This window comes from Pseudomonas gregormendelii, assembly GCF_017114825.1.
Lineage (GTDB): Bacteria > Pseudomonadota > Gammaproteobacteria > Pseudomonadales > Pseudomonadaceae > Aquipseudomonas > Aquipseudomonas gregormendelii.
In genome coordinates this window covers 31,708-55,101 of record NZ_JADEVO010000017.1, presented here as the reverse complement: position 1 = coordinate 55,101, position 23,394 = coordinate 31,708, and the positions used below count along the sequence as shown (strand labels likewise).

At 57.9% G+C, this 23,394-nt stretch carries 17 protein-coding genes and 4 tRNA genes; 2 read left to right on the top strand and 19 right to left on the bottom strand.

All coding sequences use genetic code 11. The features are described 5' to 3' along the window. Nucleotides 1–44: 44 nt before the first annotated feature. From IMW75_RS13770 to IMW75_RS13725, 10 genes are all read right to left on the bottom strand, one after another. On the bottom strand, nt 45–1,916 hold the full coding sequence (locus IMW75_RS13770; RefSeq protein ID WP_122839345.1) for a SurA N-terminal domain-containing protein: 1,872 nt from the start codon (nt 1,914–1,916) through the stop codon (nt 45–47). Between the two features lie 234 nt (nt 1,917–2,150). Continuing rightward, complete coding sequence (locus tag IMW75_RS13765; RefSeq protein ID WP_002552737.1) at nt 2,151–2,423, bottom strand: HU family DNA-binding protein; 273 nt, start codon at nt 2,421–2,423, stop codon at nt 2,151–2,153. Between the two features lie 149 nt (nt 2,424–2,572). Further along, nucleotides 2,573–4,969 (bottom strand): endopeptidase La, encoded by a 2,397-nt coding sequence (lon, locus tag IMW75_RS13760; protein WP_045060166.1) that lies wholly within the window; start codon nt 4,967–4,969, stop codon nt 2,573–2,575. Between the two features lie 161 nt (nt 4,970–5,130). Further along, nucleotides 5,131–6,414 (bottom strand): ATP-dependent Clp protease ATP-binding subunit ClpX, encoded by a 1,284-nt coding sequence (gene clpX / locus IMW75_RS13755; RefSeq protein ID WP_007946893.1) that lies wholly within the window; start codon nt 6,412–6,414, stop codon nt 5,131–5,133. A gap of 112 nt (nt 6,415–6,526) precedes the next feature. Beyond that, complete coding sequence (gene clpP / locus IMW75_RS13750; protein ID WP_045060165.1) at nt 6,527–7,162, bottom strand: ATP-dependent Clp endopeptidase proteolytic subunit ClpP; 636 nt, start codon at nt 7,160–7,162, stop codon at nt 6,527–6,529. A gap of 93 nt (nt 7,163–7,255) precedes the next feature. Beyond that, nucleotides 7,256–8,566: a trigger factor gene (tig, locus tag IMW75_RS13745; protein WP_045060164.1), complete on the bottom strand. Its 1,311-nt coding sequence runs from the start codon at nt 8,564–8,566 to the stop codon at nt 7,256–7,258. Between the two features lie 393 nt (nt 8,567–8,959). Continuing rightward, nucleotides 8,960–9,035: transfer RNA gene (locus IMW75_RS13740), tRNA-His, on the bottom strand. 75 nt (nt 9,036–9,110) lie between these two features. Next, nucleotides 9,111–9,195: transfer RNA gene (locus tag IMW75_RS13735), tRNA-Leu, on the bottom strand. 57 nt (nt 9,196–9,252) lie between these two features. Next, nucleotides 9,253–9,328: transfer RNA gene (locus IMW75_RS13730), tRNA-His, on the bottom strand. Nucleotides 9,329–9,360: 32 nt separating this feature from the next. Further along, a tRNA-Arg gene (locus IMW75_RS13725) sits at nt 9,361–9,437 on the bottom strand. Between the two features lie 275 nt (nt 9,438–9,712). Between IMW75_RS13725 and folD the strand changes: the two genes are divergently transcribed. Further along, on the top strand, nt 9,713–10,567 hold the full coding sequence (gene folD, locus IMW75_RS13720) for a bifunctional methylenetetrahydrofolate dehydrogenase/methenyltetrahydrofolate cyclohydrolase FolD (protein ID WP_045060163.1): 855 nt from the start codon (nt 9,713–9,715) through the stop codon (nt 10,565–10,567). A 1,018-nt stretch (nt 10,568–11,585) separates the two neighbouring features. Continuing rightward, nucleotides 11,586–12,491 (top strand): BRO family protein, encoded by a 906-nt coding sequence (locus IMW75_RS13715; protein ID WP_205892922.1) that lies wholly within the window; start codon nt 11,586–11,588, stop codon nt 12,489–12,491. A 54-nt stretch (nt 12,492–12,545) separates the two neighbouring features. Here IMW75_RS13715 and IMW75_RS13710 read toward each other — a convergent pair whose 3' ends face one another. The 9 genes from IMW75_RS13710 to IMW75_RS13665 form a co-directional block, all read right to left on the bottom strand. Next, complete coding sequence (locus IMW75_RS13710; RefSeq protein WP_205892921.1) at nt 12,546–12,980, bottom strand: cell wall hydrolase; 435 nt, start codon at nt 12,978–12,980, stop codon at nt 12,546–12,548. A gap of 58 nt (nt 12,981–13,038) precedes the next feature. Then, complete coding sequence (locus IMW75_RS13705; protein WP_205892920.1) at nt 13,039–13,254, bottom strand: hypothetical protein; 216 nt, start codon at nt 13,252–13,254, stop codon at nt 13,039–13,041. Nucleotides 13,255–13,327: 73 nt separating this feature from the next. After that, the gene (locus IMW75_RS13700) at nt 13,328–13,693 is read right to left on the bottom strand and encodes a phage tail protein (RefSeq protein WP_205892919.1); all 366 of its coding nucleotides are present in this window, start codon (nt 13,691–13,693) and stop codon (nt 13,328–13,330) included. Then, a complete protein-coding gene (locus tag IMW75_RS13695; RefSeq protein ID WP_205892918.1) occupies nt 13,690–14,025 on the bottom strand; it encodes a hypothetical protein in 336 nt (111 codons plus the stop codon). The genes IMW75_RS13700 and IMW75_RS13695 overlap by 4 nt, the downstream gene beginning before the upstream one ends. Continuing rightward, the gene (locus IMW75_RS26945) at nt 14,025–14,537 is read right to left on the bottom strand and encodes a hypothetical protein (protein ID WP_237142285.1); all 513 of its coding nucleotides are present in this window, start codon (nt 14,535–14,537) and stop codon (nt 14,025–14,027) included. Before IMW75_RS26945 ends, IMW75_RS13695 begins: the two co-directional genes overlap by 1 nt. Before the next feature lie 57 nt (nt 14,538–14,594). Next, complete coding sequence (locus tag IMW75_RS13685; protein WP_205892917.1) at nt 14,595–15,272, bottom strand: hypothetical protein; 678 nt, start codon at nt 15,270–15,272, stop codon at nt 14,595–14,597. Further along, nucleotides 15,272–15,583, bottom strand: a complete 312-nt coding sequence (locus IMW75_RS13680; RefSeq protein ID WP_205892959.1) for a hypothetical protein — start codon at nt 15,581–15,583, stop codon at nt 15,272–15,274. The genes IMW75_RS13685 and IMW75_RS13680 overlap by 1 nt, the downstream gene beginning before the upstream one ends. 8 nt (nt 15,584–15,591) lie before the next feature. Next, complete coding sequence (locus IMW75_RS27380) at nt 15,592–22,995, bottom strand: phage tail tip fiber protein (RefSeq protein ID WP_414704648.1); 7,404 nt, start codon at nt 22,993–22,995, stop codon at nt 15,592–15,594. Continuing rightward, complete coding sequence (locus IMW75_RS13665; protein ID WP_205892916.1) at nt 22,995–23,393, bottom strand: DUF6950 family protein; 399 nt, start codon at nt 23,391–23,393, stop codon at nt 22,995–22,997. Before IMW75_RS13665 ends, IMW75_RS27380 begins: the two co-directional genes overlap by 1 nt. Between the last annotated feature and the right edge of the window lies 1 nt (nt 23,394).

Genomic DNA, 23,394 nt, shown 5'->3' with positions numbered 1-23,394 from the left:
CCGGCTGGCTGGGGTTTTCGTCTAGCGTGTAGCGTGGCAAGGCATCAGAAACGCTTGATGTCTGCAGCACTTTCCAGCTGTTTACGGTACGCGGCAAAGTCCTGCTGGCCAATGCGCGAGGCGAGGAAGCGACGGTATTGAGCCTTCTCTTCGTCGGTCGGTGCAGCGGCTTCGTTGACCGAATTCAGTCGCACGATTACCAGGCTGCCATCTGCCAGGGTCACGCTGCTGTAGGTCGGTTGGTCCTTGGCAGCCGGCTTCGGCATGCGGAACAACGCCTGCAGCACAGCCGGGTCAACCCCTTCCTGAGCACGAGTGGCGGCTTCGATGACTTTCCAGCCTTGACCGTCAATCGCCTTGTCCGCTGGGGCCTTGCCCTCGCGCAGGCTGGCGATCAACTCGTCGGCCTTGGTCTTGGCGGCAGCACTGGCGTGCTCCTTGGCCAACTGCGAACGAATGCTGGCATTCACGCTTTCCAGCGGCAGTTGGGCAGGCTTGAGGTGTTCCTTTGCACGCAACACGATCACAGTTTCAGGATCCAGCTCGATGGCGGTGCTGTTGGCACCTTCATCCAGTACTTCCGGGCTGAACGCTGCAGTGACCACGGCACGATTGGCCGTAACACCTTCGCCACCCTCGCGGCCGAACGGCTTGGAGGTGTGCACGGTCAGGTTCAAGTCCTGGGCCGGCTGTGCCAGGTCGGAGGCTTCGAACGAGGAGTCTTCGAGCTGCTTGGTAGCCTCGACGAAACGCTGTTCAACCTGCTGGGCTTTCAGTTCGCGGGTCAGCTTGTCTTTCAGGCTGGCCAGCGTCGGCACTTCAGGTGCTTCCACGCCCAACAGTTTGATCAGGTGGAAACCGTAGTCGGTGCGAACCGGTGCGGAAACCTGATCCTTGGCCAGGGTGTACAAGGCCGTTTCGAAGGCCGGGTCATACACACCCGGACCTGCGTAGCCGAGGTCGCCACCGTTGTTCGCCGAACCCGGATCCTGGGAAAATTCCTTGGCCAGCGCCTCGAACTTCTCGCCCTTGGCCAAGCGCGCCTGAATGTCTTCGATCTTCGCCTTGGCTTGCGCCTCGGTGACCTTGTCATTCACTTCGATCAGGATGTGCGCCGCCCGACGCTGCTCGGACAGGTTCGCGATCTCTTTCTGATAAGCCGCCTGCAGGTCCTCGTCCTTGACGCTGACCTGATCGAAGAAGGAGGACTTCTTCATTTCGATGTAATCGATGACCACCTGGTCCGGCGTCATGAACTCCTTGGCGTGCTCGTCGTAGTAAGCCTTGACCTCATCGTCAGTCAGCTTCACAGCCGCCGGATCGGCCTTGACATTCAAGGTGGCGAAATCACGGGTCTGTTTTTCCAGGCGAGCAAACGCAAGCACTTGGGCGTCGGTGACAAAACCGCTGCCTGCCAGGCCTGCACGCAACTGGCCGATCAGCATTTCCTGAGCCAGCATCTGACGGAATTGCATCCGGCTGTAGCCCAATTGACGAATAACCTGATCAAAGCGCTCGGCGCTGAACTTGCCGTCCACCTGGAACTCAGGCGTCTGCAGGATCACTTGATCCAGAGCAGCCTCGGAAAATGCGAACTTGGAGTCCTGCGCACCTTGCAGCAGCAGCTTGCGGTCGATCAGGCCCTTGAGGGCAGATTCGCGCAGCATTTTCTCGTCGAGCAGCGAGGCATCGAAATCCTTGCCCAGCTGTTGCATCAGCTGACGGCGTTGCATATCAACCGCCTGGCTGAGCTCGCTCTGACTGATTTCTTCACCATTGACCTTGGCCGCGTCCTGGCTGTTGCTAGTCGCCTGGAATATGGCTTCGACACCGGTGAAAGCCATCAGTACAACGATGATCCCGATAATGGTTTTGGCAATCCAGCCTTGTGAATTGTCCCTGATATTTTGCAGCATGCGTCCCCCAGAAACGGTTGAACTTCAAAATTAGGCAACCGTGGAGCGTGGGTAGAATCCGGATAGAAGAAAGGCGCATCCGAGGATGCGCCTTCTCGTAACTGGCGGAGCGGACCGAGGGGATCGAACGTGCGACCCTCGGCGTCTCGGACCGGCGACTCGCCGACTGGACTACCGCTCCGCTGCCAGGTCAGGTATGACCCCGACCCGGATAGGCAAAAACCTGAATCGAACTTAGTTGACAGCTTCTTTCAGTGCTTTACCGGCTTTGAAACCTGGTTTCTTGGCGGCTGCGATTTCCAGCGTCTTACCGGTCTGTGGGTTACGACCAATGCGAGCAGGACGATCAGTCACAGAGAAAGTACCGAAGCCAACCAGAACAACAGAGTCGCCAGCCTTGAGAGCGCCAGTGACGGATTCGATTACAGCGTCCAGCGCACGGCCAGCAGCAGCTTTCGGGATATCAGCGGATGCAGCGATAGCATCAATCAGTTCCGACTTGTTCACTCTAAGTCCCCTTATATCTATTTGAGTATGATTCTAAGTTTTTTGGTGAAAGCAAAAACGAGTGCTGAATGGCCTACAGACACTATAAGAGCCGCTTTATAACAAGGGCTCTAAAAAGCTGTCAAGGAAGCCCCCCAGGCAAATGCGTATTAATGCGTGCTAATTCTTTCCTTAGAGTCAGACTCGCGTTTTTCATCCTTTGCGACTATCTCGGGAGCCACATCAGGCAAGGGCTCCGGCGCGTATTGCAGCGCAATTTGCAGGACCTCGTCAATCCATTTAACCGGTTTGATCTGCAGATCCTGCTTAATATTGTCAGGAATTTCCTTCAGATCGCGTACGTTCTCTTCAGGAATGATCACGGTCTTGATTCCACCGCGGTGTGCCGCGAGCAGTTTTTCCTTCAGACCACCAATCGCCAGCACCTGGCCACGCAAGGTAATTTCACCGGTCATGGCGACATCCGCGCGCACCGGGATCCCAGTCAGGGCCGATACCAGGGCCGTGCACATGCCTACACCAGCGCTAGGGCCGTCCTTCGGGGTCGCCCCTTCCGGCATGTGGATGTGCGTGTCGCGCTTCTCGTGGAAATCCAGGGGAATCCCCAGGCTTTTGGCCCGGCTGCGCACCACCGTCAAAGCAGCGGTGATCGACTCGACCATCACATCACCCAGGGAACCGGTCTTGATCAACTGGCCCTTGCCTGGCACGACTGCGGCTTCGATAGTCAGCAGTTCGCCGCCCACCTGGGTCCACGCCAGCCCGGTTACCTGACCGATCTGGTCCTGGGATTCAGCCAGGCCGTAGCGGAATTTACGCACGCCCAGGAAGTGCTCCAGCATGTCGGCAGTGACCTTCACCGAGAAGCGTTTTTCCATTGCGTGCTCTTTGACCGCCTTGCGGCAAACCTTGGCTATCTGTCGCTCCAGCCCCCTTACACCGGCTTCGCGGGTGTAGTAGCGGATGATGTCGCGGATGGCTTCGGCGTCGAATTCCAGCTCACCTTTCTTCAAGCCGTTGGCAGTGATCTGCTTGGGCGAGAGGTACTTGACGGCGATGTTGATCTTCTCGTCTTCGGTGTAGCCCGGCAGACGAATCACTTCCATCCGGTCGAGCAGCGCAGGCGGGATATTCATGGAGTTGGAGGTGCACAGGAACATCACATCGGACAGGTCGTAGTCGACTTCCAGATAGTGATCGTTGAAGTTGTGGTTCTGCTCGGGGTCGAGCACTTCCAACAACGCCGACGCCGGATCGCCGCGCATGTCGCTGCCCATCTTGTCGATTTCATCGAGCAGGAACAGCGGGTTACGCACACCCACCTTTGTCATCTTTTGAATCAATCTTCCTGGCATCGAACCGATGTAAGTACGGCGATGACCACGGATTTCAGCTTCATCACGCACGCCACCGAGGGCCATGCGCACGAATTTACGGTTGGTGGCGTGGGCAATCGACTCCGCCAGGGACGTTTTACCGACCCCTGGAGGACCGACCAGGCACAACACCGGGCCGCGAATTTTCTTCACGCGTTTTTGCACGGCGAGGTATTCGAGGATCCGCTCTTTGACTTCTTCCAGGCCATAGTGGTCGGCGTCGAGGATGTCTTCGGCGCGGGCCAGATCCAGGCGAACCTTGCTCTGGGCCTTCCACGGCACCTGCACCAGCCAGTCGATGTAGGAACGCACCACGGTCGCTTCCGCCGACATCGGCGACATCTGCTTGAGCTTGTTCAATTCGCCTTGGGCCTTGGCCAGGGCATCCTTCGGCAAGCCAGCGGCATCGATGCGCTTTTTCAGCTCTTCGATTTCGTTGTGGCCTTCGTCGCTGTCGCCGAGCTCCTTCTGAATGGCCTTCATCTGCTCATTCAGGTAGTACTCGCGCTGGCTGCGCTCCATTTGTTTCTTGACCCGACCGCGAATGCGTTTTTCGACCTGCAGCAGGTCGATTTCGGCATCCAGCAGCGCGAGCACGTGCTCGACCCGGGCCGACAGATCAATGATTTCGAGGATTTCCTGCTTCTGCTCGATCTTCAGGGCCATGTGCGCGGCCATGGTGTCGACCAGGCGGCCTGGCTCGTCGATGCTGTTGAGCGACGACAGGACTTCAGCAGGGACCTTCTTGCCCAACTGCACATATTGTTCGAACTGGGCCAGCAGGCTGCGAACGAAAACTTCCGACTCGCGCTCCGGTGCGTCGACTTCGTCGATCAGGGAGACTTCTGCACGGCAATGGCCGTCCACTTCGCTGAAGCGCTCCACGGCGCCCCGCTGCTCACCTTCGACCAGAACCTTGACCGTGCCGTCAGGCAGCTTGAGCAGCTGCAGGACAGTCGCAATGGTACCTACACGGTAAAGGGCATCTTCACCGGGGTCGTCGTCAGCAGGGTTTCTCTGGGCCAGCAGAAGGATCTGCTTGTCACCCGTCATCGCGGCCTCGAGGGCTTCGATAGATTTCTCGCGCCCCACGAACAGCGGGATAACCATGTGCGGATAAACCACAACATCACGCAATGGCAGGAGAGGCAATTCGATGGTTGTCTTCATGATTTCGCCTCTACGGCGGCCATAAGGCCGTAAACAGATGGAAGTAAGCTTGAAACCAAGATGGGGGCTGCCTTGAAAAAAAACAAGCGCAATGACTGTGTTAAAACCTGCAAAAAGCAAAGGGGCCCGAAGGCCCCTTCTTTATTCCAGCTGCGTGACGCTTAAGCGTCTGGCGCGGCCTTGGCAGCCGGCTCACTGTTTTCGTAGATATACAGTGGCTTGGACTTGCCTTCTATCACGCTTTCATCGATCACCACCTTGCTCACCTCGGATTGCGAGGGGATTTCGTACATGGTGTCGAGCAGTACACCTTCGAGAATCGAGCGCAGTCCACGGGCACCGGTCTTGCGTTCCAGGGCACGTTTGGCAACCGATTTCAGCGCGTCAGCCCGGAATTCCAGGTCAACACCTTCCATCTCGAACAGCTTGGCATACTGTTTGGTCAGAGCATTTTTCGGCTCGGTGAGAATCTGCATCAGCGCAGCCTCATCAAGCTCGTCCAGCGTGGCAAGTACCGGCAGACGACCGACAAATTCCGGGATCAGACCGAACTTGACCAAATCGTCAGGCTCGACTTCACGCAGGGACTCACCGACTTTCTTGCCTTCTTCCTTGCTGCGCACTTCGGCGTTGAAACCGATGCCACCCTTGGTGGAACGGTTCTGGATGACTTTCTCCAGACCGGAGAACGCACCGCCGCAGATGAACAGGATGTTACGGGTGTCGACCTGAAGGAATTCCTGTTGCGGATGCTTGCGACCACCTTGAGGCGGAACGGAAGCGACCGTGCCTTCAATCAACTTGAGCAGCGCCTGCTGTACGCCTTCACCGGAAACGTCCCGGGTGATCGACGGGTTGTCGGACTTGCGCGAGATCTTGTCGATCTCATCGATGTAGACAATGCCCATCTGGGCCTTTTCCACGTCGTAATCGCACTTCTGCAACAACTTCTGAATGATGTTCTCGACATCTTCACCTACGTAACCCGCCTCCGTGAGGGTGGTAGCGTCGGCGATGGTGAACGGAACGTTCAGCAAGCGGGCAAGTGTTTCGGCAAGCAGGGTTTTACCCGAGCCTGTCGGGCCGATCAGCAAGATGTTGCTCTTGCCGAGTTCGACGTCGTCATTCTTTTTGTCGCGCTGGTTCAGACGTTTGTAGTGGTTGTACACCGCTACGGCCAGAACCTTCTTCGCACGCTCTTGACCAATCACATACTGATCAAGGATGCCGCTGATTTCTTTAGGCGATGGCAATTTATGCGCGCTGCTTTCGGCCTGGGCTTCCTGCACCTCCTCACGGATGATGTCGTTGCACAGGTCGACGCACTCGTCGCAAATAAAGACCGAGGGACCGGCAATCAATTTGCGCACTTCATGCTGGCTTTTGCCACAGAAGGAGCAATAAAGCAGTTTGCCGTTGTCCTCGCCGTTGCGGGTGTCAGTCATTCGATCGATCCAAATCCGATAGGCTTGCAACACAAGATGAAGGCTATTGCGGGCTTTTTCAAGTCCGCAGGTGATCAGACAAGCCGACCAGCCCTATTTTGAGCTGCTTATTTTAAGCTGGGCGCTGGGAGATCACTTCATCGATCAGCCCGTACGCACGCGCGGCTTCCGCACTCATGAAATTATCGCGGTTGGTATCGCGCTCGATTTCTTCAAGTGTGTGCCCGCTGTGCTTGGCCATCAGCGTATTGAGACGCTCGCGAATGAACAGGATTTCCTTGGCATGGATTTCGATGTCCGAAGCCTGGCCCTGGAAACCGCCCAGTGGCTGGTGAATCATCACGCGCGAGTTCGGCAGGCAGAAACGCTTGCCCGGGGCACCGGCCGTCAGCAGGAATGCGCCCATGCTGCAGGCTTGTCCAATGCAGGTGGTCGACACGTTCGGCTTGATGAATTGCATGGTGTCGTAGATCGACATGCCTGCAGTCACCGAACCGCCCGGGGAGTTGATGTAGAGATGGATGTCCTTGTCCGGATTTTCCGCTTCAAGGAATAGCAGCTGCGCACAGATCAGGTTGGCCATGTAGTCCTCTACCGGGCCAACCAGGAAAATCACGCGCTCCTTGAGAAGACGCGAGTAGATGTCATAGGCGCGCTCGCCACGAGCGGATTGCTCGACAACCATCGGGACCAGGCCGCCTGCGGCCTGGATATCAGAGTTCTGCTGAATATAAGAATTACGGAACATGCTCTGCAGTCGCTCCCAAATAGTTATGTCTTGAATACGCATAAGCCAGCGCGAAGGCTGGCTTATGGTGTGTACTTCTTAGCGCAAAAACGATCAGGCGGCTGGTGCAGCTTCTACCGGCTTGACTGCTTCTTCGTAAGAGACCGATTTGTCGGTCACGTTAGCCTTCTGCAGAACAGTATCCACAACTTGTTCTTCCAGCACAACCGAACGAACTTCGTTCAGTTGCTGGTCATTCTTGTAGTACCAGGACACGACCTGCTCAGGTTCCTGGTAGGCCGAAGCCATTTCCTGAATCATTTCGCGAACGCGGGCTTCGTCAGGCTTGAGGTCGAACTGCTTGACCACTTCAGCCACGATCAGACCCAGTACAACGCGACGCTTGGCTTGTTCTTCGAACAGCTCGGCAGGCAGTTGATCAGGCTTGATGTTGCCGCCGAATTGCTGAACAGCCTGCACACGCAGACGGTCAACTTCGTTGGACAGCAAGGCTTTTGGCACTTCGATCGGGTTGGTGGCCAGCAGACCGTCCATTACCTGATTCTTGACCTTGGACTTGATGGCCTGGCGCAGCTCGCGCTCCATGTTCTTGCGAACTTCGGCGCGGAAGCCTTCCAAACCGGTTTCCTTGATGCCGAATTGAGCGAAGAATTCTTCGTTCAGTTCTGGCAGTTTCGGCTCGGAAACGCTGTTCACGGTGACGGTGAACTCAGCGGTCTTGCCGGCCAGGTCGAGGTTCTGATAGTCCTCAGGAAAGGTCAGGTTCAGAACGCGCTCTTCGCCGGCTTTAGCGCCAACCAGGCCGTCTTCGAAACCAGGGATCATGCGGCCGGAACCCAGCACCAGCTGAGTACCTTTGGCGGAACCGCCAGCGAACACTTCGCCGTCGACCTTGCCAACGAAATCGATGTTCAGCTGGTCATCGTTCTGAGCAGCGCGATCAGTTTCTTCGAAGCGGGTGTTCTGCTTGCGCAGTACGTCCAGCATCTTGTCCAGATCAGCATCAGTTACGTCAGCGCTCAGGCGCTCGACAGCGATACCTTCGAAACCGGCAACGGTGAACTCAGGGAACACTTCGAAGATGGCTACATATTCCAGATCTTTGCCAGCTTCCAGAGATTTTGGCTCGATCGAAGGAGCCCCAGCCGGGTTCAGCTTTTGCTCAACTACGGCTTCGTAGAACGAAGACTGGATCACGTCACCAACAGCTTCCTGGCGGGCATCAGCACCAAAACGGCGCTTGATTTCGCTCATTGGCACTTTGCCTGGACGGAATCCAGCAATCTTGGCCTTTTGGGCAGTCTGCTGCAGACGCTTGTTGACCTGAATCTCGATGCGCTCAGCCGGCACGGTGATGCTCATGCGGCGCTCAAGAGCAGAAGTATTTTCAACAGAAACTTGCATGGATATTCCTCGTTGCACAGACGTTGGCCGGCCGTTTCCGACCCCAGAATCAAGGGCATGCATTCTAGTAGGTCAAACTCAAGAAGTCACCCTACTGAAAACGGGTAAAAACGTGGCAGGCAATTTATAGGGGCGGATACACCAATGCAGCCCGCCCCAATGGCAAATACGGTCAATCACGCCAGGGCTCTGCACCAACCCTCCTATATATAGAAGGGGTTGCCGAGCAGACCCCGGACAACCGACCTTACGAACAAGGCCGGCGGGGGGCGCGGCATCATCGAAAAACATAAATACGACGAAACGCCCCGCCACTACGACCCAGTAACTGCGGCCGTGAACCACTGAAACAAAAAAGGCGCCAGACTGTTAAATCTGGCGCCTTTCGAAATATGGGGTGGACGAAGGGGATCGAACCCTCGACAACGGGAGTCACAATCCCGTGCTCTACCAACTGAGCTACGCCCACCATGTAGCATGACAAGTGAACCGGAGTTTCTCGTCGAACCCCACTCAAGCCAAGCGGCATGACTGAAGCTTTATTTGGTGCGGATGAAGAGACTCGAACTCTTACACCTTGCGGCGCTGGAACCTAAATCCAGTGTGTCTACCAATTCCACCACATCCGCGGGTTGAAGCTGTTAAAGCAAAGGCGCCAGACTGTTAATCTGGCGCCTTTTGAAATATGGGGTGGACGAAGGGGATCGAACCCTCGACAACGGGAGTCACAATCCCGTGCTCTACCAACTGAGCTACGCCCACCATATCGCGCTACTTGTGCCAAAGCTGCCTAATGGCGCACCCGGCAGGACTCGAACCTGCGACCATCCGCTTAGAAGGCGGATGCTCTATCCAGCTGAGCTACGGGCGCCTTGTTAATCTGTACTCTTGGACGACTACAAACTAAGTGCTTTCCAGTCTCGCAGAATCGGAACTCCGCTCAACCTTCTTAACCAGTGCTAGGCTGTGCCCGACAAGTGCGACGAATAGTATAGACCGCCCCAAAGGGCGTCAAATCCTTTTTAAAAAAAATTCATTTAATTAAAGGGGTTAGAGGAATTTGCAGACCAAGCGCCTTTGCCCTCACCGCATGACATGCGAGAATGCGTTCTCTTTTTTTCCCCTCTCGATGGTTAATCACGCGCAATGACTGCACAACTAATCGACGGCAAATCGATCGCCGCCAGCCTGCGCCAGCAGATCGCCAAACGCGTCACCGAGCGTCGCCAGCAAGGCCTGCGCACGCCCGGTCTCGCGGTGATCCTGGTCGGCAGCGATCCTGCCTCTCAGGTTTATGTCTCGCACAAGCGTAAAGACTGTGAAGAGGTCGGCTTCCTGTCCCAAGCTTATGACCTGCCTTCAGAAACCACCCAGGAAGCACTCACCCAGCTGATCGATCGCCTCAACGACGACCCGGCAATCGACGGCGTCCTGCTTCAACTGCCCCTGCCGGAACACCTGGACGCTTCCAAGCTCCTGGAACGCATTCGCCCGGACAAGGACGTTGACGGTTTCCACCCTTACAACGTCGGCCGCCTCGCCCAGCGCATCCCGCTGCTGCGCCCGTGCACACCCAAAGGCATCATGACCTTGCTGGAAAGCACCGGCGTCGACCTGTACGGCATGGACGCGGTGGTCGTAGGCGCGTCGAACATCGTCGGTCGCCCGATGGCCATGGAACTTCTGCTGGCCGGCTGCACCGTGACGGTCACCCACCGCTTCACCAAGGACCTGGCCGGCCACGTCGGCCGCGCTGACCTGGTGGTGGTCGCCGCCGGCAAGCCGGGGCTGGTCCGGGGCGAGTGGATCAAGGAAGGCGCAATCGTTATCGACGTCGGCATCAACCGTCAGGACGACGGCAAGCTGGTCGGTGACGTGATCTACGAAACCGCCCTGCCCCGCGCCGGCTGGATCACCCCAGTGCCTGGCGGCGTAGGTCCGATGACGCGTGCGTGCCTGCTGGAAAACACCCTGTACGCAGCAGAAACCCTGCATGGCTGATGGCGTTTTGTGCCGTGCAAGCTGAGCCAACAAACCCCGCCAATGGCGGGGTTTTTTGTATTCGCCGAACCCAACCTACCATTCGCCGGAAACCCGCTGTTTTGTACGTCTTTTCAAGGACTTTCACCTGTTATTTGATCAACCATCGACAGTTCTTCAGCCATACTCCTAATATTAAAAATGGGTTTCGCTAGGTTTCCCAGTGTAGCCAACCCCAGTGTTTACTGGGGTTTGCCTACTCTGCAGCACCCACCAAACTGCTGCGAAACACACGCAGTGGTACAAAAATTGGTACGAGCTACCTTCCCTGCCTTGGTGTCCCGCCTACCGTTCGTCAGTTAGAAATCTCACCCAGCGCGCCACTGACGCAGCAGTAACATCGGGAATGGCGTGCAGGTTTTGTTTCGCGAGCATGCATTGACGATTGTCTAAAACCTTAGCCCGACATAAGCGCGTTTCAGGCCAATGAAACCGAGAAACGCCGCGCTAGTATTAGACAGCTTTTAGCCCTCTCCAGCTGTCCATCAACAGCGTTTGGCCACCAGTATGTCAAGGTGACCCCGAGACCGACACAAGCTATTGATAAATGACAATAATATAAGGTTTTTAAAGAGGTAAGAAACAGCCAAATCGCCCTATAAGAATCAATAACTTAGCGTTGTATATTCCGGGTATTCGGAAAAGGTTGTTGATAGACCCCTTTTGGGGCCTACCTACAAATCATTTTTCTCAACGGAAAATCATGTGGTTTTGGCTCAAGGTTGACGCCTTCTGATTCTGGGGTTACTGTGCGCCCGTCACCGCAAATTCGGTGATCGGGTTTGGTCGCCCGGATAGACAATGGCGCACGACGCCTACATGGCGTTTTTTTATGCCCCTCTTTATGGTGGGCCGTGCGTGGGAGGGCTTCGGCCCTGCCGGGTTCCTTTGTCCCCGGTCGACCAACCTGCGTACGGCTCGCCACCTTATTTTGCTTGGTCGCAACTGTGGTGAGCCCTAATAGACAGGGGAAATCATCGTGCAAACAGCTAAAATCATTCCGTTTCACTTCGAAGCCCATCAGGTTCGTACCATCCTGGTCGATGATCAGCCTTGGTTCGTAGCTGCTGACGTGGCGTCAGCTCTTCAATACCGGATTGCTGGCGATATGACGCGCAACCTGGACGAGGATGAAAAGGGTACGCAGATTGTGCGTACCCCTGGCGGCGACCAAGAAATGCTGGTCATCAACGAGTCGGGGCTGTATTCGGCAATCCTTCGCAGCCGCAAGGCAGAAGCCAAACGCTTCAAGAAGTGGGTCACTGCCGAAGTCCTGCCAGCCATCCGCAAGCATGGCCGGTACGAAGACAGCGAAGGCAAGATGAGCACTCTCATCGGCCAAACAATCGGCACTGACGGCTTCCACATGCTCGGTGCTGTGGTGAAGGGCAAGGTGTCGAGCCTTCCCGCTGCAATGCAACGCCGTGCCACCTCGAAGATCTGGTCACAGACTCACGCCGCTTTCGGTGTGCGTTCCGCTGCCGACATCCCGGCTGACCAGCTCGACAGCGCTCGCAACTTCATCGCGGCCTACGCCCTTGAAGGCGAGTGGCTGGGCAAGGAGCCAAAGCACCAACCGAACCTCAGCTACCCCATCGCAACCCTGGTAGCTCGACGTGCAGGCATGTTGACCGTCCGCAATGACAAGCAGGCCTGGCTTGATGTGACACTTCATGACCTGCGGGACATTCGTGGGGACGAAACGCCATGCGAAAAGCTGCTGGGCGAACTGCATAAGGCCGGCTACGACATCGAGGGCTGCTGGTGGGAACTGCGCACCTACCGCAACAAGGTTCGGGAGCTTGCCAGCTTTGCTACGGGCATGAACCGGGTCATTGAAGACCCGCACCGGTACGCCGTGGCGTCAAACGGTAAGAGCATTTAACCCTTCTATCAACACACTCATCAATTTGAGATTTGGGGTTCGGGAAGTCCTGTATCAACAGGATTTTCCGAATACCCTGAAAAAGACGTGCTGGCCGAGCCTCAGTGTCTGCTTGGCGTCCTTTGCCCAGGTCGGCGGCTTCGGCATGGTCGTCGCGTAGTAGTGAGTCGCGCCGCCAGTTGGATCAGGCGCGGTACCCGCCATGACTTGATCAGCCGCCTTCAACGCCTGAGCGTATTGCGCAGCCGGGATAGGCTTCGCGCCGCTCAGGTAAGGGTAGTTACGATCATTTTTGTTCCAGCAGCTGAACTGCCACGGCTTCAGGCAAACGCTGGCGTAGCCCTCCCCCCACCATGACTTGGTCTTGCCGTCGAACACGCGGTTGCGGACGGTCCACGCCACGGCAATTTGGCCAGGGAGACTTTCGCCGCGGGCCTCGCCCCAAAGTGTCCGAGCGAGGATGTCGCGATCATTCTCAGTTGCAGTCATAACTTTACTCCAGACGAAAAAAAGCCCGCACGGGGCGGGCGTGAGTCACATGCCTCTGTTAGCTGGCAGGTGCTTCCGGAACGATCTGCACCGGCTTCGAAGTGACGGTTACCTTCGCGGTGTAGGTGTTGATCAGTTGAGCCGTGCGAACGACTGCCTGAGGTTGCGTTGTCACAATTTCCCGCGCATGGGCGTCGGCCTCTTCGGCGGTCGCGAATTCCATCTGGTGAATTGGATCGAAGTTATTGCTGGTGTTGATGACGATAAAGGACATGGTGAATCTCCGGTTTCAAAATTTGGGCAAAAATAAACCCGCTCGATGGCGGGTGATGGGTGCTGCTGGGGTGTTACTGGGTTTCGGTAGCCATGGCCCCGGGATCTGCCGGGATGTCAGGCATGGTGGGCTCAAGCGGCCAGACAGGTGCGGCAGGCCAAGTGGCCTGGACGGTGACCTTGCCCAGGGTGAACTTGTAGCCCTTCCACGATTTGAGGCTGAGCTGCAGCACTGCTTGTTCGGCTTCATCCTCTTCGCTCGCCTCGCCGGCTTCGATGCCGTAACCGAGCGTATCCACTCGATCTTGGATGCGCGCGATCTGGGTTACTGCTTTGGTATTGCGCGACGATAGCTCTGCCTGTATCTCGGCCAGATGCGCGTTCCGTACGGCAGCATCCTTCATGGCTTTTGTGATCAGTTGGTTCCAGTCGATATTCATGGCAGTACCTCACTCACGATTGCGATCGAGGCTTCTGGTAGAGGCGGCGGAAAGACAACTAATCCATTCGGAACGTTGATTAAGTCAACCGGCAACGCTTGTGCGGGGCTGCAGTTCGAGGGATTTGGGAGCAGCAACGTTAGGGTAAGTTCACCATCGATCTTTTCGACATCACCAACGAACCATTCAGACCGAATTGCTGTATGTGGCAGGGTATCGCCGTCATTCATCGACGAAAAATCGAAAGGCTCGCCGTTAACAATCACGAGATTTCCAGATCGTAACACCACAAGCGCATCGTCCCGACGCTGTGGTAAGAGTTTAATAATCATTAGAACCATCTCCCTATCGCCGTCCACTCATGCACGAATGTGCTGGCCGGTACGTTTTCAGATGAAATTATAAAAAAACTTGTCCCCACTGAAGATGTTGGCTCGTTCGCTCTCCCCGTCGATATTACCCTGCCTGCACACCATGAACTCACATGCACTTTAGGAGGCGACACAAATGCCGTTGGAAAAATCCACGACGCTAGATTGTAATACCAAGCGCCGGATACATTGGGAAGTGCAAGCGATACATATTGGCGGTGTGTACAAATAAGAGTGCCATCCGCCATGAATGTATAAAAACCGTTCGCGTTTGAACCCGAATTAAACAAAGCACCTGTTACTACCCCGCCTGACTGGGTGGTAGCTCCTAACACGTTCGTTTTCTTATAACTCACCGCATCTGCTGCATACAACTCATCGAAGTTCGCTTGCACCTTCGTGAAGGCGGTCCTGGGCGTGTCACCTCCAACACCGGTAGGCGCAGTGCCTAATCCAATTGTCTGCTTAGCCATGGGCCTTCCTAAATTAAATCAACTATAAATCCCGCACTCGGCGGGCTGCGTTTATCTTTACGCGTTTAATTTGGCAAATACAGCCGGAAGGAAAAACGCGTATGGGTTGTTGAATCCAGCTGTCACGGCATACAGCACTCCGGCATTAAAATCCCAAAGCGTTTTTAAATATCGCCCAGAGGGAGAGCCGGTCACCATATACATGCCAAAGTTGTTAATCAGCAGGTACTCGTTTTCCGGAAAATTGAAGGGCACCGTGTAGAAGTTACTGATACTCCCGGTCGGCCCTGTTTCAGAACGAACGTAGGTCCAGTTTTGAAACGCACGTGTGAACAACACGCATGGCGTGCCCGAGTCGAACAACAATTTACTCGACCCATCCCACAACCGCAGCCCGAACTGCGCTACTGGCTGTGCGCCAAATGAAGCAGCGAAGTATCGGCCGTTGGGCTGGCTAGTGTTGACGTCGTACGCCCGGACGTAAAAACCGGTCCAGTTGCCCGCCGATCCGATCACCTGCATGGCTGTCAGTCCAGCAATACCCCCACTGTCTGGCCGACAGAAGACCAAAGGTGGCTCAACACTCGTGATCACCCTGGGGAAATACGTGGTTGACCCCAGACCAGACTCTTGCGTCGGCGAATAGCGACCGCTGCAGATAAAGTTGAGTCGGGCGTATTCGGAATCTATTACCACTTGGTTGCTGTTATTTGTGAAGCTGAGTCCGAAGCTCATCAGGCAAACCTTATAACCATCAATCGCATGGTTCCACTGGTGGACAGACTGGCTGCGTAAGTGCGCGTGTAGTTGTAGACACGGGCAACACCCGACAGCATTTCAGTTTCGAATTGATAGGAAGTCGCTTCGTTATATGGCCCCATCGGAATAACGATTGCGACCGAGTTGGAAGCATCACTGCCAGGCACAGAGAAGTCTTGATTGGCCTTATTGTTGGTCGCGAAGGTGACTACCGTAGACATCACCACGCGCATCGTGAACGAGTTTTCATCCATCTGGAGCGCCCCATCGGCGCCCCACATCCTCATACCAAAACTCATGCAGCAAGATCTCCCAGTTGCACTCGCAGAATGCCGTTGGCATCCCAGACCTTCACCGCCCGATTGGTAACCTGCACCCTGCCCTGGCCAGCAACTGTTGAGTTGAGCTCCATGCCACCCGACTTGCTCAGCTTCCAGCCGGTGCTGTTCGCCACATAGTTGTCTGACTGAATGTTGTCGGCGATCTTGCCGAACGACAGTGAGAGGTCTTGGATAAACGCAGAGCGGATAAAGACCTGGCCGCCCGTAACAGCGAAAGGCGATGACAGCGTGCCATTGATCCCGTTTACGACCGCGAAGGTGTCAGCACTCACCAGGAAGGAACTCTGCAAGCCCGCCGGACCGTTCTCTATACCCAAGCCAACGCCGGCCGCCACATACTGCCCTTGGGCGTTTACCTGCAGCTTGACCGCCCACATGGCCGACGCTTTGCCATCCGCTGTAATCTGCGCCTGGCTGACCTGCTGAACCACTGCACTGACTTGCTGAACTGCTGCATTGTTCTGCTGAGCCAGATCCACAGCTTGATTGGCGGCCACCTCAACGGTATCGACCTTCCTACCGATCACCATCCCGTCTTCAATCCGAGCCGACTGTTCGGACCAAACGCCGACGAAGCTTCCGGTTGAGCCCGCGTAGCCGTCCGTATCGCCAGCCAGCATCGGGTTCACCTGGACATAGATCCCGTCCAGCTTGTTGGCCTGGGCCGTGATCTGTTGTTCGGTGCTGGTCACGCGCGTGGTCAAACTGCTGACCGCCGAGGCGTCCGCCTTGGTGTTGGCCACTGACAAGGCGCTGGCCGCTGCTGCAGCTGCGTCGGCGGCCACCTTGTCCGTCACCGCCGCCCAGGCCGAACCCGTCCAACGCTTCGGCGTGTTGGCTCCACCGGTGATGTCGATCCACAGGTTTTGCACCTGCTGATCGGCCACCGCCGGCGCAGCGGTTTGCACGATCACCTTGCCCTTACCGCCGGCCAGGGTATTCGCCGCGTTCGCTGCAGTCTGCGCCGCCGTCACGTTGGTGTTGGTGGTCGTCAGAGTGTTGCTCAGCGACGTCAGGCTGGTGCCCTGACTGATCAGGGTGGCACCTTGCTGAGTGACCGTCGAATCAAGCGACGACAACGCAGCACTGCTGGCCCCCGGCCCGGCTCGCCCGACAACCACCCAATCGACCGCAAACACGTCTGCGGCGGATGCGCCACCGATGTCGAGGCGGATCTGCGTGATGGTTGAGTTCACCCAATCCGAACCGCCCACTGAGAGCGCCGCCATGTCCCATTCCAAAACGGTGCTTTGGCCAATGGCCAACAACGGGTTGGGCAGTGACTTGTAGAAGCTCGAACTTACGGAGTGCGATGGCGTGGCGTAAAACACCTTGCCATCCCAACCCGCACCGGCGATTCGCGTGATCCGCGCCCGAACCTTGGTATACAGCGAACCGCTGATCCCCAACCCAGATGGGCTAGAGAACGTTGGGTCAGTACCTGTTGAGCTGATCGTTACCTGGCCATCCGCCCAGGCAACAGTTGACCCTCCATTAGTCCAACCCTCCACGCCGGCATCGAACTGCCAAAGAGCATTGGGCGCAGGGTCCAAGCCCAGCCCCGCCAAATCACCTTGCATCGACGATAGGCTGTTGTTGAGCTGCGTCAGGCTGTCACTTTGCGAAGTGATCGCGCCTTCGGTGCTGGTCACCCGCGAATTCAACGCCGTGACCGCTGCTGCGTCGGCTTTGGTATTGGCCACCGACAGGGCGTTGGCTGCCGCCGTTGCCGCATCGGTTGCCACCTTGTCCGTCACCGCTGCCCAGGCCGAACCCGTCCAACGTTTGGGCGTGTTCGCCCCGCCGGTGATATCGATCCACAGGTTTTGCACCTGCTGATCGGCCACCGCCGGCGCGCCGGTTTGTACGATCACCTTGCCCTTGCCGCCGGCCAGGGTGTTCGCCGCGTTCGCCGCAGTCTGCGCCGCAGTCACGTTGGTGTTGGTGGTCGTCAGGCTGTTGTTCAGCCCAGTGATCGAGGTGCCTTGGCTGCTGATCGTCCCTTCCGCCGAGGTAACCCGGCTGGTCAGACTGGTCAGCGCCGCCGCGTCGGCCTTGGTGTTGGCCACCGACAGGGCGTTGGCTGCCGCCGTTGCCGCATCCGTTGCCACCTTGTCCGTCACCGCTGCCCAGGCCGAACCCGTCCAACGTTTCGGTGTGTTCGCGCCACCGGTGATGTCGATCCACAGGTTTTGCACCTGCTGATCAGCCACCGCTGGCGCGCCGGTTTGCACGATCACCTTGCCCTTTCCACCGGCCAGGGTGTTCGCTGCGTTCGCTGCAGTCTGCGCGGCCGTCACGTTCGTGTTGGTGGCCGTCAGACTATTGTTCAGCGACGTCAGGCTATTGCCTTGACTGGTAAGGGTGGTGCCCTGCTGCGTAACCGTCGAATCGAGCGAAGCCAATGCGGCAGAGGTCGCATCTATCTGCACCTGATCGGTCACGTCGTCGATGGTGAAATAGTCCAGCGCGACCACGCCCCCCATGTTGTTGTATCCCGCAATCAACATGGGCGAGATGTAGCGTGAACCCGCCTTGAGGGGCTTAGGACTGGCGATGGTGCCCTGCCCCGAACCACCCGCGCCGGTCGTATGCCCTTTCACATACGTGACCAGCTCGGTCCATTCACCCACTACCAAGGTCTTTGCGTTCGCCAGCAGGTAATGCGAAGAGCTTGGCGAGTTGGCCCCGTTGGTGTTCACCCGGGTCACACCATCATCAGCGAAGCAATCGAGGCCTGCATAAAACTGCGGCGGTGTACCTGCGCGCACAGACACTTGCTGCACTCGCACTGCCAGCTTGTACAAACGAGTCGGATCAAAGCGGACCTTTTTGTTGGTCACACCCCACCAGTTCGCGTTCGCCGGAATGTCGATAGTGAGCGTGGCACCACTGATGTTGCCTTCCACGTTCGACAGCGAATCAGTGGCCGCCGCAGCCGCCTGAGTTTTTGCCCAGGTATCCACCGCCAGACCATTAAATAGGCTCTGATAGACGCTCGTTGGCGAGTTATCACCGAAACGCGTCAGGCTGTTGTTGAGCTGCGTCAGGCTGTCGCTTTGCGAGGTGATCGCGCCTTCGGTGCTGGACACCCGAGAATTCAGCGCAGTCAGCGCCGCCGCATCGGCCTTGGTGTTGGCCACCGACAATGCGTTGGCGGCTGCCGCTGCTGCATCGGTTGCCACCTTGTCCGTCACCGGTGCCCAGGCGCCCCCGGTCCAGCGCTTCGGGGTGTTCGCCCCGCCGGTGATGTCGATCCACAGGTTTTGCATCTGCTGATCGGCTGCCGCCGGTGCGCCGGTTTGCACGATCACCTTGCCCTTGCCGCCGGCCAAAGTGTTCGCCGCGTTCGCCGCGTTTTGCGCAGCGGTCACGTTGCCGTTGGTGGTGGTCAGGCTGTTGTTCAACCCAGTGATCGAGGTGCCCTGGCTGCTGATCGTCCCTTCCGCCGAAGTCACGCGGGTGGTCAGGCTGGTCAGCGCCGCTGCATCGGCCTTGGTATTGGCCACCGACAGGGCGTTGGCGGCTGCCGCTGCTGCATCGGTCGCCACTTTGTCCGTCACTACTGCCCAGGCCGAACCCGTCCAGCGCTTCGGGGTGTTCGCTCCGCCGGTGATGTCGATCCACAGGTTTTGCACCTGCTGATCAGCCGCCGCCGGCGCACCGGTTTGCACGATCACCTTGCCCTTGCCGCCGGCCAGGGTGTTCGCCGCGTTCGCTGCGTTTTGCGCAGCGGTCACGTTGCCGTTGGTGGTGGTCAGGCTGTTGTTCAGCCCGGTGATTGAGGTGCCCTGACTGCTGATCGTCCCTTCTGTCGACTCCACGCGCGTGGTCAGGCTGGTCAGCGCCGCCGCGTCGGCCTTGGTATTGGCCAACGACAACGCGTTGGCCGCTGCCGTCGCGGCATCGGTCGCCACCTTGTCCGTCACTGCCGCCCAGGCCGAACCCGTCCAACGCTTCGGGGTGTTCGCCCCACCGGTGATGTCGATCCACAGGTTTTGCACCTGCTGATCAGCCACCGCCGGCGCACCCGTTTGCACGATCACCTTGCCCTTACCGCCGGCCAAGGTGTTCGCCGCATTCGCCGCGTTTTGCGCAGCGGTCACGTTCCCGTTGGTGGTGGTCAGGCTGTTGTTCAGCCCGGTGATTGAGGTGCCCTGACTGCTGATCGTCCCTTCCGCCGAAGTGACTCGGGTGGTCAGGCTGGTCAGCGCCGCTGCGTCGGCCTTGGTATTGGCCACCGACAAGGCGTTGGCTGCCGCCGTCGCGGCATCGGTCGCCACCTTGTCCGTCACCGCCACCCACGCCGAGCCGTTCCAGCGTTTCGGCGTGTTGGCAATACCAGTGATGTCGATCCACAGGTTTTGCGCCAGCTGATCGGCCACCGCCGGCGCAGCGGTCTGCACGATCACCTTGCCCTTGCCGCCGGCCAAGGTGTTCGCCGCGTTTGCCGCGTTTTGCGCAGAGGTCACGTTGCCGTTGGTGGTCGTCAGGCTGTTGTTCAGCCCGGTGATCGCCGAGCCCTGGCTGCTGATCGTCCCTTCTGTAGACTCCACGCGAGTGGTCAGGCTGGTGAGCGCCGCCGCGTCGGCCTTGGTATTGGCCACCGACAAGGCGTTGGCTGCCGCCGCTGCCGCATCGGTTGCCACCTTGTCCGTTACGGCTGCCCAGGCCGACCCCGTCCAACGCTTCGGCGTGTTGGCGCCGCCGGTGATGTCAATCCAGAGGTTTTGCGCCAATTGATCCGCCACCGCCGGCGCAGCGGCCTGCACGATCACCTTGCCCTTACCGCCGGCCAGGGTGTTCGCCGCGTTCGCTGCAGTCTGCGCCGCCGTCACGTTGGTGTTGGTGGTCGTCAGGCTGTTGTTCAGCCCGGTGATCGCCGTGCCCTGGCTGGTGTTGACCCCTTCGATGTTGGTGATTTTGCTTTCAGCAGTGCTGACCCGTGTGGCCAGTCCGTTGGAATCCGTCACGACTTGGCCAACATCCACCCAATAGGTGGCGTTGGGTGGCGACTTCGCCCCGGTCGCATCCGCCGGTACCGCGATCTTGGCCTGATACAGCCGGTCGTTCAGGCGTGTGGACGCCCCGACGCCATAGGCCTTGTCCTTTTGATACTCGCCCGATTTGGCGATGGTGCTGACCTGATTGAGCTGCAGCTGCATCGTGGCCTGAGCTTCGGTCAGCGTCTCCTGCGCCTCGGTGAAGGTGGCTTGAGCCTCGGCGAGTGCTTGCTGGCCGTCGTTAACGCGCTCCTGAAGGTAATCAGTCACCTCGCTGATTTGACCATCCAAGACTTCAAGGCGATTGTTCACAGAACCTGGTAAGGCCGGCGGACCATCGATTAGCTCGATTCGATCCAGCAGCTCTTGGCCCAACTGGCTTTCGGTGAGTTTTCCATCCAGCGCATCGAGGTAGGCCCCGACATCGTTTGAAGTCGACGCCGGCACGTAAAGAAACGCACTTTTGCCGTAGGCGTTCGAGGACCGGACGAAGTAGTAATAGTTGGTGAAAAACCCAAGGCCGGTGTGAGTGAACGAAAGGCCCTGCCCCACATACACCGCGTCCTTCGGATCGGACTGAGGGACCGTACTGAAGAAGTATTCGTACGTTCCACCGTTCAGCCCGCGCAGGGTGTTGGACGGAATCAGGGTGATCGAGTCGATGGACGACTGCACCACACAGGCCTCCGGAATCGGTGGCCCATTCACATTGACGGACAGAGTAGTTTCGCCCGATCGAGCCATCGGCCCCACTGCTGCCACACTCATCGTGTAGTTGCCGGACGCCAAACCGTTGATCGTGCACGACGTGGAGGTGGCCGGCACGTTGTGCGACTGAATCGCGATTCCGCCCTGGCGAACGATGACCACGTATTCCTTCACGATGCCGGTCGGCGGGAGCCACGACAGAACGCCCTGCGTGACCTCAGCCGAACCCACCGGCGCCCATTTGAGGTTTGTCGGCGAGCCCAGGCCCCCGGCGGGCAGGTTGATAAAGCCGATCGGGTTGTAGGGCTTCCCAACCGCATCGCTGAAAATAGGCTGCTCGTATTGGGCCACAGAGACACTGCAGCCCTCTTTGTCGCCCATCGACCAGTTGGTGACGATGAACTCGCCCAAGATGTTGAGCGACGGTAGATTCACCCGGATCACGCGCCCGGGCCGGCAGTTGTAGCCGGAGAGGTTCATGGGAATGTTGATGGTCCCGCCGGCGCGCCGCCGCCGAAGCTCGATGTTCGCGAGGCGCTGGCACTGGTAGGGGTCGGTAACGTAGGAAAAAGTCAGCGTCTCTGCCGCTTCGCCGCCATCCTCAATGACCCACTGATCGACCCGCACTTCCGGGTAGTCAGTTTCAGTCCACGATTGCGAGGGATCAACGAAGGTACCGCGCACGACGTTGATCGCCGCATCATTGGCGGGCTCGGTGCTGCCGGTGATCGTTCCCACCACCATGTCTTCGGTGAGCTCAAAATCGTGCGGGCCGTAATAGGCACCCGCTTGGAGCATCCAGCGCCCGCCCACGCGAATGAGTTTGCCGGCACACGCCGCTTCCAGTTTCTGCAATACACCGGTGCGCTGCTCATCTGCGCCGATAACGCACGCCGTCCGATAGCGTTGACTGACCGAGCCATCGGCATTAGTGACGGTCTCATCGCACACGTTGGCCGCACTGGCGAAGGTCGAGAACACAATCTCGTCATCCGGAACGCCGCAGCGAGCGCGCAGGTACCACAGGATGTGCAGCGCGGTGTTCGCGCTGTAGCCCGTGGCGCCGGTGCGCGGGTCAAAGATATCGTTGCGCCCTTTCACCACAAACCGGGCATCCGGAATGCCGGAGGGGAATTTCTCCGCGCTGTAACGCAGCGATACGCGCACGAACGAAAGACCACGGCCGATCTGGCTGTCCTTCCAGCCTGGGCAGTTGGTTTTGAGGAACGCGTTCACCTGGGTGGGATTGACGATCAACTCATAGCTGGCAAATGCGCCGAACGAACCGATCTCCTCTTCACCCAGATAAATGTTCTCCAGCGAGTCGATAGCCCCTTCGCTCAGCACGTAGACCATGTGCAGCCATTCGCCATCCGCCTGGTTGCCGGATTGTTCCTGCGCCCACACGAGCACGCCACCGGTGGCAACACGTCCGAGGATGAAACGCACCGGTGCCTTTGAGGAACGAACGGTTTGCGCCGAAGGCTCGTTATCGCGCAAAGGCGACTTGGTGTTGAGCTTTTCCTGTTGCTCAGCGGCATAGAACGCCAGGCCTGCACCGATTGCGGCGCCCCAAGGGCCACCCTGGGCGAACCCTACAACCGCACCCACCACGACCTGCGCAAGTTTTTTTACGCCCGCACTCATTATTCAACCCTCCATGCCGCCAACGGCTCACACTCAACCCGGGTAACGCCGTCATCGGTCGTGGACCAGAAGTCGCCCGCCCAGAAAACCGCCATGCTTCGCCCGTTCGGGGCGTCGTACAGCACCACATCGCCGCGCTGGACGAAGGCCAGAGACACCCGCTGAAAGCAGGCGTCCCAAGCCGCCTCAAGGCTGCCGTGCTGCTTTTTCAGCTGCCGCTTGGCGCCCGCCTCCGTTGTGTATTTGCCGCGATACTGCGCAGCTGGATCGACACCACAAACGGCGGCCGAGCAATCAGCGGCGAACAGGCAGCAGTCAAATTCGCCCCACGAAAAAGGCCGCCCTTGGGCAGCCTTGATCACGTCATGCAGACGCGTGGTCCAGTCCTGATAGCGCATG